The 14,072-nt window shown below is 72.1% G+C and carries 7 protein-coding genes; 4 read left to right on the top strand and 3 right to left on the bottom strand.

Features of this window, described 5'->3' with window-relative positions; genetic code table 11:
• The first annotated feature begins 8 nt into the window (after nt 1-8).
• Entirely contained in the window at nt 9-4,688 is a 4,680-nt protein-coding gene (locus C7389_RS13940; RefSeq protein ID WP_246034769.1) for a two-partner secretion domain-containing protein, read from the top strand.
• Nucleotides 4,688-6,352, top strand: coding sequence for a ShlB/FhaC/HecB family hemolysin secretion/activation protein (locus tag C7389_RS13935; protein WP_133592448.1), 1,665 nt, complete (start codon nt 4,688-4,690; stop codon nt 6,350-6,352). The genes C7389_RS13940 and C7389_RS13935 overlap by 1 nt, the downstream gene beginning before the upstream one ends.
• Nucleotides 6,353-6,669: 317 nt before the next feature.
• Here the strand turns inward: C7389_RS13935 and C7389_RS13930 are convergent, their stop codons facing one another.
• Entirely contained in the window at nt 6,670-7,971 is a 1,302-nt protein-coding gene (locus C7389_RS13930) for a cytochrome P450 (protein ID WP_133592446.1), read from the bottom strand.
• A 179-nt stretch (nt 7,972-8,150) separates the two neighbouring features.
• On the bottom strand, nt 8,151-10,244 hold the full coding sequence (locus tag C7389_RS13925) for an ATP-dependent helicase (RefSeq protein WP_133592551.1): 2,094 nt from the start codon (nt 10,242-10,244) through the stop codon (nt 8,151-8,153).
• 182 nt (nt 10,245-10,426) lie between these two features.
• On the opposite strand from C7389_RS13925, the gene C7389_RS13920 reads away from it, so the two are divergent.
• Nucleotides 10,427-10,924 (top strand): NUDIX domain-containing protein, encoded by a 498-nt coding sequence (locus C7389_RS13920; protein WP_133592444.1) that lies wholly within the window; start codon nt 10,427-10,429, stop codon nt 10,922-10,924.
• Between the two features lie 209 nt (nt 10,925-11,133).
• On the top strand, nt 11,134-12,594 hold the full coding sequence (locus tag C7389_RS13915) for a rhomboid family intramembrane serine protease (protein WP_133592442.1): 1,461 nt from the start codon (nt 11,134-11,136) through the stop codon (nt 12,592-12,594).
• A 29-nt stretch (nt 12,595-12,623) separates the two neighbouring features.
• On the opposite strand, the gene C7389_RS13910 is transcribed toward C7389_RS13915, so the two are convergent.
• Nucleotides 12,624-13,910 (bottom strand): tetratricopeptide repeat protein, encoded by a 1,287-nt coding sequence (locus tag C7389_RS13910; protein WP_133592440.1) that lies wholly within the window; start codon nt 13,908-13,910, stop codon nt 12,624-12,626.
• Between the last annotated feature and the right edge of the window lie 162 nt (nt 13,911-14,072).

The following is a 14,072-nucleotide window of genomic DNA, read 5'->3' as shown; positions in this document are numbered from 1 at the left end:
CCCTCTGCTTGCTCCTCGGCCTCGCCACAATTCAGCCCCCCGCCCAGGCCACCGAGCTGCCGCAGGGCGGCAGCGTGGTGCTCGGCGAGGGCAGCATTCAGGCGCCGGACGGCAGGCAGCTGGTGATAGACCAGCGCAGTGGCAAGCTGGCGATCGACTGGCAGCGCTTCGACGTCGGAGCCGGCAACCGCGTCACCTTCCGGCAGCCGGGCGCCGATGCGGTGGCGCTCAACCGGGTGCTGGGCAGCGACGGCTCCCGCATCCTCGGTCAGCTGGAGGCCAACGGCCGGGTTTTCCTCATCAACCCCAACGGCATTCTCTTCGGCGCCGGCGCGCAGGTGGACGTCGGCGCGCTGGTGGCCTCCACGCTGGATCTGTCCAACGAGGACTTCGCCGCCGGCCGCTACCGCTTCCGCGGCGAGGCCGCGCCGGCGCAGGTGCTCAACCTCGGCCGCATGACCGCCACCGACGGCGGCGCGGTGGCGCTGCTGGGCGGCAGCGTGATCAACCAGGGCGTGATCGGCGCCCGCCTGGGCACGGTGGCGCTGGCCGCCGGCCGGCAGATCACCCTGGACTTCGCCGGCGACGGCCTGCTGCGGGTGCAGGTGGACGAAGGCCTGGCCGGCGCGCTGGCGGACAACCGCCAGCTGGTCCAGGCCGACGGCGGCACCGTGCTGATGACCGCCGCCGCCGGCGACGCCCTGCTGCAGACGGTGGTAAACAACAGCGGCGTGATCGAGGCGCGCAGCCTGGGCGAGAAGAACGGCCGCATCTCCCTGCAGGGCGGCGAGGGCGATGGCAGCCGCGCGCAGGTGGCCGGCACGGTGGACGCCAGCGGCTGGGGCGAGGGAGAGCACGGCGGCGAGATCGCCATCACCGGCCGCGGCGTGGAACTGGCCGGCGCCACGGTGGACGCCGCAGGCAGCGCCGGTGGCGGCCGCATCCGCGTCGGCGGCGACTGGCAGGGCGGCGGCGAGCTGGCGCGGGCCGGGCACACCACGGTGGATGCCGCCAGCGCGCTGCGGGCGGACGCCATCGACCTAGGCGACGGCGGCAGCGTGGTGCTGTGGTCGGAGGAGCACACCGATTTCCGCGGCAAGCTCAGCGCCCGCGGTGGTAGCGCGGGCGGCGACGGCGGCAGCGCCGAAGTCTCCAGCCGCGGCCTGCTCGGCTTCGACGGCGCGGTGGACATGGGCGCCACCGCCGGCCAGCGCGGCAGCCTGCTGCTGGACCCGCGCAACGTCACCATCGCCGCCGCCGGCGCCAGCAACAGCAGCTCCAGCGGCGGTGTGTTCAGCCCGACCGGCGACAACGCGGTGATCAACACCACCGCGCTGAGCAACGCCCTGGCCACCGCGGATGTCACCGTCACTACCGGCGGCAGCGGCAGCCAGGCGGGCGACATCACGGTGGCCAGCAGCTTCGGCTGGACCTCCACCCGGAGCCTGACGCTGAGCGCCAGCCGCGACATCGTCTTCGCCCCCGGCGTAGTGGTGAGCCGCGATGGCGCCGGCGGCAATCTGACGCTGCGGGCCGACAGCGGTGGCAACGGCACCGGCACGGTGAGCTTCGGCAGCGGCGCGCGGGTGGCCTTCAGCGGCGGCGCCGGCGAGGTGCGCATCTACTACAACCCGGCGGACTACACCGCGCCCACCGACTACGCCGCCCACATCGGCGCGCCGCTGGCGAGCTACATGCTGGTGAATTCCGCCGCCGACCTGCAGGCCATCCCCGCCGGCACCGGCGCCGCCTTCGCCCTCGGCCGCGATGTGGACGCCAGCGCCACCGCCGGCTGGAACGGCGGCGCCGGCTTCATGCCGCTGAGCGACTTCGGCGGCACGCTGGACGGCCTGGGCCACCGCATCAGCGGTCTCGCCATCGCCCGCTCCGGCGGGGCCGATGTCGGCCTGATCGGCAATGCCACCGCCAGCGCCCACGTGCGCAACCTGACGCTGGAAGCGGTGAACATCGCCGGCGGCAGCCGGGTGGGCGCGCTGGCCGGCCGCTACGAAGGCGGCGAGATCGCCGGCGTTCATGCCAGCGGCACGGTCGGCGGCGAGGGCGACTACGTCGGCGGCCTGGTCGGGCTGCACAACCAGGGCAGCGTGCGCGACAGCAGCGCCGAGGTGGCGGTGACACTGCCGGACGCCCTCGCCGCCCGCGGCGTCGGCGGCCTGCTCGGCGCCAGCCGGCAGGGCACCCTGAACCGCGTCCATGCCAGCGGTGAAGTGCGCGCCGCCGCCGCGCAGCACGTCGGCGGCCTGATCGGCGAGAACGCGGCGGCCGGCGCTGGCCAGGGCAGCACGGTGGACCAGGCCTATGCCAGCGGGGCGGTGCGCGGCGGCGATGCGGTGGGCGGGCTGGCCGGCCTCACCGAGGGCGCCGCCATCAGCCGCAGCTACGCGCTGGGGCAGGTGAGCGCCAGCGGCGTGGCCGGCGGCCTGGTGGGCGTCAATGCCGGCAGCGTCAGCCTCAGCTACGCCACCGGCAGCGTATCCGGCGCCACTGCCGGCGCCCTCGTCGGCAACAACGGCAGCGCCTACGGTGCCGGCGCGGTCGGCAGCAGCTACTGGGACAGCTACACCAACCCCGTGCTGGCGGCAGTGGGCAGCGCCGCCGGCGGCAGCAGCAGCGGGCTGGCCAGCGTCACCAGCGACCCGGCGCAGTCCGGGGCCGCCAACTACGCCTATAAATCCAGCGCCTACGCCGCCTTTGACTTCAACAGCGACTGGTGGAGCAATGCCGGCGCCACCCGGCCGATGGGACGCTGGGAATACGCCACCGACATCCGCAACGCCCATCAGCTGCAGCTGATGTCGCTGAACCTGGCGGCCAGCTACCGGCTGGCGCGGGATTTCAGCCTGCCCGCCTACAGCCAGTCCGGCATGTGGACCGCCGCCGGCTTCCTGCCGGTGGGCGGCATCACCTCCAACTTCAGCGGCCGGCTGGATGGCGGCGGCCACACGGTGGAACAACTGCGCATCGCCCGGCCGGGCGCCACCTATGTCGGCCTGTTCGGCGCCACCTCCGCCGCCGCCAGCATCGCCAACCTGGTGCTCACCCAGGTGGACGTGGCCGGCGGCAACGTGGTTGGCGCGGTGGTGGGCTTCAGTAATGGCGCGGTGCGCCAGGTGGTGGTGGACGGCACCGTCAGCGGCGCCGGCGCGGTCGGCGGCGTAGCCGGCTTCAGCGGCGGCACGGTGGCGGACAGCGGCATGCGTGGCGCGGTGACGGCGCAAGACAGCGCCGCCGGCCTCGCCATCGGCGGGCTGGTGGGCACCAGCACCGGACAACTCAGCCGCAGCTGGGCAGAAGTGGCGGTGAGCGGCAGCGCCAGCAAGTCGGACCTGGGCGGACTAGTCGGCTACAGCAGCGGCAGCGTCAGCCAGTCCTGGAGCCGCGGCAGCGTCAGCGGCGGCAGCGGCGTCGGCGGGCTGGTGGGCGAGGCCGGTGGCAGCATCCTGCAGTCCGCGTCCAGCGCCAGCGTGGCCGGCAACAGTTCGGTGGGCGGGCTGGTCGGCATCATGAGCGGCGTCGCCATCAGCGATGCCTACGCCAGCGGCGGCGTCAGCGGCGGCAACAACGTCGGCGGCCTCGCCGGCCTGGCCAACGCCGGCAGCATCACCCGCGGGTATGCCGCCGGGCCGGTGAGCGCCAGCGGCGGCGCCGGCGGCCTGGTGGGCAGCGGCAGCTTCAGCGCCAGCGCCTCCTTCTGGGACATGGAAGCCAGCGGCCGCGCCCAGGCCACCGCCGGCGGCAGCCAGGCCGGCGTCAGCGGCCTCACCACCGCCCAGGCACAATCGCTGGCCACCTACGCTGGCGCCGGCTGGAACGTGGACGCCCAGGGCGGCAGCGGCCGCCTGTGGCGCATCTACGAGGGTCACAGCCGGCCGCTGCTGCGCGCCTTCCTGACGCCACTGACGGTCACCGGCGCCGCCGGCAGCCTCACCACCACCTACGACGGCAACAGCGGCGGCGCCTGGGCCTACACCACCAGCCTGGGCGAACTTACCCTCGGTGGGCAGCTGAGCTACACCGCCGCCACGCCGGACGCCGGCAGCTACAGCACCGCCGCCGGCACGCTGACGATAAGCGACGATCTGTATTCCGGCGAGTGGGGTTACGACATCCTCTACGCCGGCACCAGCGGCGCCAGCCTGACCATAATGCCGCGGCCCATCGTCGTCAGCGCCAACGGCGGCAGTTCCACCGCCGGCGAGGGCAGCCTCCTGGACCCCGGCCTCCGCGCCGACAACCTCGCTCCCGGCGAGGACGAATCGGTGCTCGCCGGGCTGCGCAACAGCTTCGGTCTGGACGCCGGCAGCGCGCCCGGCCTCTACGTCCTCACCGTGGAAGGTGAACTGGCCTCCGGCAACTACCTGGTCGTCCAGCGCAACCCTGGCCTGTGGGTGATACGGGCCGACGTGGGGCCGGGCGACGTCAGCATTCCGCTGGACCCGACCGCGCTGCCGGCCGGGGTGCAGGAAGCGCAGGCCTCCGCCCAGCAGGCGGACCAGCCCCGCAGCGAGGCGGTGCTGCCCGCCGGCCTGGCCGATGCGCGCGTACCCGCGCTGCCGCCGCCCTACCAGATCGTGGACGGCGGCCTGCGCCTGCCCGGAAGTGGCGGCGGAGGCGGCTGCGCCGGCGAGGGCGAGAACCCACGGGACTGCGCCCCGGGAGGCCGCTGATGCCGCTGCCCCGTCTTCTCCTGTTGCTGGTCGCCGGCACCCTGTTCGGCCTGCCGCTGACGCACGCCGCCTCCATCCCGCCGGACGCCGGCCAGTCCATGCGCGACATCGAGCAACGTCCGCCGCAGCTGCCGCCGCGCCAGCAACTGGAACTGGAGCTGCCGGCGTCGCCGGCCGCCGCGCCTGCCGACGATGGCCGCCAGGTGCCGGTGAGCGGTTTCAGCATCGAAGGCAACAGCACCATCGCCAGCGGCGAGCTGCTCGCGCTGCTGGCAGACCTGCGCCAGCGCAGCCTGACCTTGACGGAACTGCAGGAGGGCGCCGGGCGCATCACCCGCCACTACCGCGAGCGCGGCTACCCGCTGGCCCGCGCCTACCTGCCTGCGCAGGACATCGGCGACGACGGCATGGTGCGCATCGCAGTGCTGGAGGGCCACTATGGCGAAGTGCGGGTGGAACGCCACGGCCGTATCTCCAACGCCGCGGTGGCACCGCTGGCCGCGCTGCGGCCGGGCGACGCGGTGCGCGCCGCGCCGCTGGAGCACAGCCTCCTGCTGTTGCAGGAAACGCCCGGCGTGGAGGTGGAATCCACGCTGCGGCCGGGCGCCACCGTCGGCACCACCGACCTGCTGGTGGAGGTCCGCCCCGGCCCGCTGCTGAGCGGCGCGATAGACGCCGACAACTTCGGCAACCGCTACACCGGCGCCTACCGCCTCGGCGCCACGGTGAACTTGGACAGCCCGCTAGGCCTGGGCGACCGGCTGACGCTGCGCGCCATGGGCTCGGACGAGGACCAGCGCTATTACCGCGCCGCCTACCAGTTGCCGGTCGGTCCCCTGGGCACCCGGCTGGGCCTCTCCTATTCGGACATGGACTACCAGCTGGCGCGCGACTTCGACATGCTCGACGCCCGGGGCAATGCCCGCATCTTCGCCGTGCAGCTGGCACAGCCGCTGGTGCGCGCCCGCGACTTCTCCCTCAGCGCCGGACTGGAGTACGCCGACAAGCGCCTGCGCGACGAAATCGGCCTGTTCGCCAGCCGCAACGACAAGCGCTCCCAAGTGCTCACCGCCAGCCTTTCCGGCACCAGCCGGGATGACTGGCTGGGCGGCGGGGTAAACAGCTTCGCCCTCGAACTCGCCCACGGCCGGCTGCAGCTGGACGACGAGGCGCTGCGCCTGCTGGACAGCCTCACCGCCCGCAGCCGCGGCGGCTTCACCAAGCTCAACCCCAGCCTGCTGCGGCTGCAGCGGCTGGACGAGCGCTTCAGCTTCTACGCCCAGCTGCAGGGCCAGTGGGCCGACGGCAACCTGGACAGCTCGGAGAAGTTCAGCCTGGGCGGCGCCTACGGCGTGCGCGCCTACCCGCAAGGCGAAGCCAGCGGCGACGAGGGCTGGCTCGCCCGCCTGGAACTGCGCTATGCCCTCAGCCCGGCCTGGCAGCTGGCCGCCTTCGCCGACCACGGCGCGGTGCGCATCAACAAGAAACCCTGGAGCGAGGGCGACAACCACCGCCAGCTCTCCGGCGCCGGCATAAGCGCCAGTTGGTCCGACCGCGACTGGCAGCTCAACGCCATGGCGGCCTGGAAACTGGGCGGTGAAAGACCCGAGAGCGACAGCGACCGCAGCCCCAGGGTGTGGCTGCAGGTGGTACGGCGGTTCTAGGGATTGAAGCGGGTGACTCGCTGCGCCGCGATGGAAAGGGCGAAGGCGCAAAGGCGGAACATCGGGTCGGGGTACGGGGGACGGCACGGGGGTGGAGTCGGGGGAGCATGGCATGCCGCGGGTTCACACTCCCTCTCGCGGGAGGGCGGGGGGAGGGGGCGCCCCGCAGGGGCGGCTGCCTTTCAGTCCCATGCGCTATCCCCCTCTCGCCATGCCCCAGCCCTGTGGCCCGCCAGCGCGCGAAGCGGTACTTGCTTTTTCCCGCCTATGCCGGGGCTGAGGAGAGAAAACCAAGCCGCCCACGCGCTCCCGAATCCTCACAACCTCGCCTCGGGCCGATGCTGCGCCTGTGTGCGGCCGCGCCCCTGCGGCTCCAGCACGCGTACATCGGAGAGAATGAAGCCATCGCAAGGCAGCGCTGGCAGGCGGGATAAATCCAGCCGCAGATCCTGCATCGGCACCTGGTAGCCGAGGTGGCGGACGAGGAAGCCCACCGCCTGCTTCATCAGCGTCACCGCGATGCCCTCGCCGGGGCAGCGGTGGTTGCCATAAGGCTCGGCGCCGCCCTGGGGCATGAAGTCGAAGGCGCCGGGAGTGCGGTCCAGGAAGCGCTCCGGGCGGAACTCGTCCGGCGCCTCCCAGACGCGCGGATCGCGGTTGCTGCCGTAGAGGTCCAGCAGCACCAGCCGGCCTTCGGGGAAGTGCACGCCGGCCCAGTCGAAATCCACCCGCACCCGCGCCGCCACTGCCGGGAAGAAGGGGTAGCAGCGCCGCACTTCCTGCACGAAGGCGTCCTCGTAGTCGGGGTCGTCACCGCCCAGGCGCTCGCGGCATTCCGGGTGGGCGTGCAGCGCATGGGCGGCGAAGACGATGAAGACCGCAACCGCCACCGTCGGCCGCAGCACGTTGAGCAACTCCACCGCGGCGATCTCGACCGGCAGCAGTTGGGCGTCCGCATCCACGTGGTTAGCCACCGCTTCGGCGGCGCAGCCACGCGGCACCGCGTAGCGGCCATCGCGGATGTCGCCCACCAGCCGTGCCAGCCACTTCTCCAGCCGGCGGCGGGCGTAGCGGGAGCGCAGGTGGCCGGCGCCGGAGTTGGCCGCTTCGTCGAACAGCCGCGCCATCTGGCGGCTGCGCTTGTCCACCTCGTCCTCCGCCAGCGGCACGTAGGCCCAGGTGCAGACGGCGCGGGTAAGCAGTTGCACGACTTCCTGGTAGAGGATCACCCGGTCTTCGTCCTGCCAGCGCCGGGCGGCGCTCCACCATTCGCTGGCGACGAAGCCGGCCAGCGCCGCCACCCGCTCCGGCTCCACCACCTTCATGAAGAGCGCCTTGCGCTCGCGGTGGGCAGCGCCATCCAGCCCCTGAACGCCGCCCTTGCCGAACAGGGTGGCCTGCAGCGGCTCCGGCGCCGCGCCGGCGCGCTGGAAGCGCTCGGGGTCGTAGAACACGGCAGCGGCTTCCGGCCCGCTCATGCAGATGGCCGGCTGCAGCAGGATGCGCGTCTCGAACAGATCGGAACCCAACTCGCGGCAGCGGCTGGAGATGTAGCGGTAGGGATCGGAAAGAAATGCAAGGCTGTGGTCGAAGCCGGTTTCCTGGGGGGCGGTGGACATGGCGGCACCTCGGGGGCTTGGGGGTATTTGCGTTTACCTGCAAACACCGGACCCGGCTGGGCGAGGCCGCGAGGGCGCAATCGCGATGGCGGCTGCGTGGCAGTCCCGCGGCCACCTGCCCCTCTCCCCCGGCCCTTCTCCCGCGAGCGGAGACGGGGGGAACCCGGCCTTTGCCCCCTTCACTCCCACATGCCGCGCATCCGCGCCGCCAGGTCCAGCGCCGCCTGGCGGGAGTCCGGCGTGCCTTTCAGCTCCGGCGGCGGCTCCGGCCAGGTCACCTGTTCGAAGTTGGCCAGCATACGGTTGGAGATGAAGCGGCTGCGACCGGCGTAGAGGTGCTTGTCGCCCAGGCCGGTCTGCTGGGTGACGTAGAAGCGCTGCGGCACCACCAGTTCCAGGCTGTCGCGGGCGCGGGTCATGGCGACGTAGAGCAGGCGGCGCTCTTCCTCGATCTCGCTGGCGTGGCGGGTGGCGATGTCGGAGGGGATGCAGCCGTCCACCGTATTGAGCACGCTCACCGCGTTCCATTCCTGGCCCTTGGCGGAGTGCATGGTGGAGAGGATGAGGTAGTCCTCGTCCTTCATTGGCACGCCGGCCTCGTCGCTGGTGGCGCTGGGCGGGTCCAGCGTCAGCTCGGTGAGGAAGCGCTGGCGGCTGGGGTAGGTGGCGGCGATGCGGGCGAGCTGCTGGATGTCGCCCTGGCGCACCTGGGCGTCGTCGTACAGCCGCGGCATCTGGCCTTCGTACCAGCGGCAGGCGAGTTCGAAGCCGGCCGGCCAGGGCGCGCCCTCGCGGCGCAGCTGCTCCACCACCGCGGCGAATTCGCGCCAGTCGGCCTGCACCGTCTCCGGCACCGGCTGCTCGGCGAGCAGGCTGCAGCCGGCGGGGGCCTGGCAGACGTTGTCCAGGATCTTGCCGGCGGTCTTGGGACCGATGCCGGCCAGCAGCTGCACCACGCGGAAGCCAGAGACGCGGTCGCGCAGGTTCTCCGCCCAGCGCAGCAGCGCCAGCACGTCCTTCACATGGGCGGCTTCGAGGAATTTGAGGCCGCCGAACTTCACGAAGGGGATGTTGCGCCGGGTGAGTTCCATTTCCAGCCGGGCGCTGTGGCTGGCGGCGCGGAACAGCACCGCCTGCTGCTTGAGCTTGACCCCGGCTTCGCGCCGCGCCAGCACGCGCTGGACGACGAAGGCGGCCTGGTCGGCCTCGTCCCGCACCGACACCAGCTGCGGTTTGGCGGCGGACTCGCGGTCGGACCACAGTTCCTTGCTGTAGCGTTCCGCCGCCTGGGCGATGACGGCGTTGGCGGCGGCGAGGATGGGCTGGGTGGAGCGGTAGTTGCGCTCCAGCGTCACCCGGTGCGCCGGCGGCTCGAAGCGCGCCGGAAAGTCGAGGATGTTGCGCACGGTGGCGCCGCGGAAGGCATAGATGGACTGGGCGTCGTCGCCGACCACGGTGAGGCCGCGGCCGTCCGGCTTCATGCCGAGCAGGATGTCGGCCTGCAGCGCGTTGGTGTCCTGGTACTCGTCCACCAGCACGTGCTGGAAGCGGCCGCCTACCTCCGCCGCCAGCGCGGGGTCGGCCACCATGTGCGCCCAGTAGAGCAGCAGGTCGTCGTAGTCCAGCACCTGCTGCGTCTGCTTGGCCTGCACATAGGCGCGGAACAGCGTTTTCAGCTCCGCCTCCCATTCGCCGCACCAAGGGAAGGCGGATTGCAGCACCTGGAGCAGCGGTGCGCGGGTGTTTACCGCCGCCGAGTAGATGGCCAGGCAGGTGCCCTTGAGCGGAAAGCGCTTGTCGCGGTTGGAGAGGCCGGCCTCGTGGCGGGCGAGGTTCATCAGGTCTGCGGAATCCTCGCGGTCGTGGATGGTGAAGGCCGGGTCCAGGCCGATGCGGCCGGCGTACTCCCGCAGCAGGCGGGCGCCGACGGCGTGGAAAGTGCCGGACCACTGCAGGCCCGCCTGCGCCAGCCACGGATGGTCGGCGGCGGCGCGGGCGAGGATGCGCTGCACCCGCCGCCCCATCTCGTCCGCCGCCCGGCGGGAGAAGGTGAGCAGCAGGATGCGGCCAGGGTCGGCGCCCTTGGCGATGAGGTGGGCGACGCGGTGCGCCAGGGTGTTGGTCTTGCCCGAACCGGCGCCGGCGATCACCAGCAGCGGCCCGGCGGCCGTGCCGCCATCCGCGCCGCCGACGCCATATTCCACCGCCTCGCGCTGGGCGGGGTTGAGGCTTTGCAGGTAGGCGGGAGCGTGGGCGCCGGCAGGGGCCGGCATCTCGGTGGGGCGCAGTTCGACGCCGGGGGCTGGAGCGTTCATGGCTGTAATTCTATCCAGTCGAAAGCGAAAATCGAGCGCCGTTACAGGCCGGCCGTGCGCCACCACACTGGCGCCGATGTGGCGATCCGCCGCCGGACGAGGCACCATCGGCCTTCCCGCCCGCCAGGTCCGCCACCGCCATGAACTTCTGCCCCCAATGCGCCACACCGCTGGCGCCGCGCCAGGTCGATGAGTTGCAGCGCCTCGCCTGTCCGGCGCCCGGCTGCGGCTTCGTGCATTGGGACAATCCGACCCCGGTGGTGCTGGGGCTGGTGGAGACCGAGGCCGGCTTCATCCTCGCCCGCAACGCGCTGTGGCCGCCGGAGGTGTTCTCGCTGATCTCCGGCTTCATCGAGCGCAACGAGACGCCGGAGCAGACCATGCTGCGGGAGACGCAGGAGGAGCTGGGGCTGGCCGCCAGCCGGGCGGACTTCATCGGCCACTACACGCTGGAGAAGCGCAACCAGCTCATCATCGCCTACGCCCTGCGCGCCAGCGGCACGCCGCAGCCCAACCACGAGCTGGCCGAGCTGCGCCTGCTCAGCCGCGCCGAACTCGCCGGCTATGACTTCGGCCGCCTCGCCCTCAGCGCGCGCATCGTCGGCGACTGGCTGGAGCGCGGCGCGCATGGCGGCTGAAGCACCGGCCGGCGCGCCTTCGGCACTACCGCCAAAGCAAGGCGCGCGCCCCTGCCCGCGGGCCGCGGCCACCGTCTGTTGCGCAGGATGCGCGACGTCCGTCCCCCCTCTCCGCCACGGCCACAGGCCGCCAGTCATCGCCGAACGCCCGCCAGCAACCCCGGCCGGCACAACTATAATCATGCGCACGACATCCCCCTCGTGATCCCATGATCATCCTTCCCCTGCCCGCACGCCCAGACTGGCGTCGCCCACCCATCGCCACGCTGCTGCTGATCGTGCTGTGCGCGGCCGTGTTCCTGATGCAGGGCAAGGATGCTCAGCGCCTGCAGGCGGCGCAGCAGTACTACCTCGGCTCCGGGCTGGCCAGGCAGGAGTTGCCCGCCTACCTGCAGGACCTCGTCGCCCGCGGCAAGGCGGACGAAGCGGCGCGGCTGCGGCAAACGCTGGCCCAGCGCAAGGCCGGTCCGGTCCAGCAGGCGATGGAAGCCGACACCGACTTCATGCGCCGGTTGCGCGCCGGCCAGGTCATCAGCCCGACCGCTGCCGGCTACAACGAATGGCGCAGCCGGCGCGAACATTACGACGATCTGCTGGAACAGCTGGTCACCACCCGCTACGCGCTGCAGTCCGAAGCACCGACGCCGCTCACCGCGGTCTCGCACATGTTCCTGCACGGCAGCACCGAGCACCTGGCGGGCAACATGGCCTTCCTCTTCATCGTCGGCTATACGGTGGAAGCGGCGCTGGGCGGCTGGGGCATGCTGGCGCTGTTCCTGCTCGGTGGCCTGTGCGCCACCGTGCCCGACCTGCTCTTCCCCCAGCCCGGCTATGGCCTGGGCGCCTCCGGCGCGGTGTCGGCGGTAATGGCCGCCTACCTGGTGCTGTACGGCGTGCGCCGCATTCCCTTCTTCTATTTCTTCGTCTTCGTGTTCGGCGTCGCCCGCTGGCCGGCGCTGGCCATCCTGCCGGTGTGGGTGATGAAGGAACTGCTGCTGCGCTTCGTCTTCGACAGCGAATCCAACATCAACTACCTCGCCCACTTCGCCGGCTTCCTCGGCGGTGCGCTGCTGGTCGGACTGTACCGCTGGCGACGCGGTTGGCGCAGCGCGGATTCGGTGCAGCGGGAGGATGCGGCGGAGTCCATCGCCCAGCTGCAGGCGCAGGCGGAGAACCATGTGGCGCAGTTGCAGTTCGCCCGCGCCGCCGCCGACTACCGGCGCCTGATCCGCCTGCTGCCTGACGAGGCTGGGCTGGCGGAAGCCTATCTGCGCGTCGCCCGCCTGGCCCACCAGCCGCAGGCCCGCAGCGAAGCCGCCATCCACCTGTTGAAGCTCGCCGCCGCCCATCCACGCAGGGTGGGCTGTCAGGCGGTGGAAGAGGCGCTGAACGACAGCCACCCGCGCCTGCCGCGGCTGAGCGGCGGCGCCTGGGGCCGCATCCTCGGCCGGCTGCTGGAATGCCAGCGCCTGGACAGCGCCGAAAAGCTGGCGCTGCGGCTGGCGGCCCGACCCGGCGACGAGGCGGTGGCGGCGGATGCGCTGCGGCGGCTGGCGGACGCCTGCCGGGACGCCGGCGACCTCGGCCGCGCCCGCCGCCTGCTGACGCTGCGGCATACGCGACTGGCCCATGCGCTGACACCAGCCGCAGCCGGCGGCGAGGCACGCTGAAGCGCTCTCTCCGTAACCGGGGAAGGAACTCAGACGTCAGTGCGCTCCGGCGCGCGGCTCACCGCGCGCAGCCGGGCGAGCAGCGCTTCCTGCCGTGCCACCTCTTCCGTCAGCTGTTCCGGAAAGCGCCGCTTGAGGCTGGCGAGCAGGCGCTCGGCCTGGTCGTAATCGTGGCGCTGCTCGATCAGCAGGCGCACCGCCAGCAGGTAGGCGGCGGCGGTATCCCGGTGGCCGGGGTACTGGCGGTCGAAGCCTTTGAGCAGGCGGGCGGCGGTGTCGAAGCGGCGGCGCTCGTAGGCGAGCCGGGCCAGCGCCAGCGCTTCAGCGCCCTGCTGCGGGCGGAAATCCGCCGTGCTGCGCCACAATGCCTCCAGCACTTCCAGCGCCAGACCGGAACGGTCCTTGGCGATCAGCTCCGGCAGCCAGCCGCGGGCATGCGCCAGTAGCGCCGCGGCTTCATCCGGCATCGCCAGCAGCAGGCGGTGCAGGCGCTGGTTGGCTTCACGGGAAGCGGGCCGCTCGGCCACCTCGGCGCGCGCCAGCGCCAGGGCTTCCGGGTTGCGGCCTTCGCGCAGCAGGGCGGCGATGCGGTGGGCGGCATCCTGCGGCGCCTCTTCCTCGGCCGCCGTCACCCGCGGCTGCAGGCCCAGCGGCGCGTGGTACTGGTAGATCACGTAGCCCATCATGCGGAACATGACGAGGGTGAAATAGGCCGCCGCCGCGCCGCCCGTCATCCACAACAGCCAGGTTGGCAGCACCGGCTCCAGCAGCGAGATCAGCCCGCCGCTGGCGGAGGTGATCAGCAGCAGGCAGGCCACCAGGCCGAGGTAGGGCATGCCGATGGCGTGCATCACCGCCCATAGCCGCAGCGGCGACAGCGACCAGCCGAGATTGTTGGTGATCGCCAGCACCATGATGCTGGCCGGCCAGCAGATGCCCAGCAGCACCCCCACCAACCCGCCGAAGTGCGGTCCGCCCAGCATGGCGGCGAGGACGCCGACCACCACGCCGGCGACGATGGCGGCAAAGTGCTTGTAAGGCAGGTGGCGACCGCCGTGCAGCGACTCGAACAGCACGTAGCGGTCGTCCAGGTAGCCGTAGGCGGTGCGCTCCAGCACGCTGAAGGCATAGCGCAGCACCGCCACCCACAGCAGGATCTGCAGCAGCAGTTTGAGCGGCGAGAAGAAGAACTCCAGCGCGACGCTGAACACGCCCGCCGCCAGGCAGGCCGCCAGCGCCTCCAGCCGCAGCGGATAGCGCAGGAAATCGCCGAAGCGGGACCAGTAGGGAGCGATGCGGACGGCGTCGGAGGGCATGCGGACGGATCGGCAAGACAATGCCGACATGATAGCCCGGCGATGACGGCCGCCCGAACGCATGCTGGCAGATACGCCCGGGCCCGGATGCGGTGCTTGCGGCGGAAGAAGACAGCGCCAGCCGGCCCTTCATCCGCCCGATCCGCCCGGTCTGGAACCAGC

The sequence above is a fragment of the Azoarcus indigens genome (assembly GCF_004361735.1).
Taxonomy (GTDB): domain Bacteria; phylum Pseudomonadota; class Gammaproteobacteria; order Burkholderiales; family Rhodocyclaceae; genus Azoarcus; species Azoarcus indigens.
The sequence above is the reverse complement of the archived record's forward strand: the minus strand, read 5'-3'. Positions and strand labels throughout refer to the sequence as shown.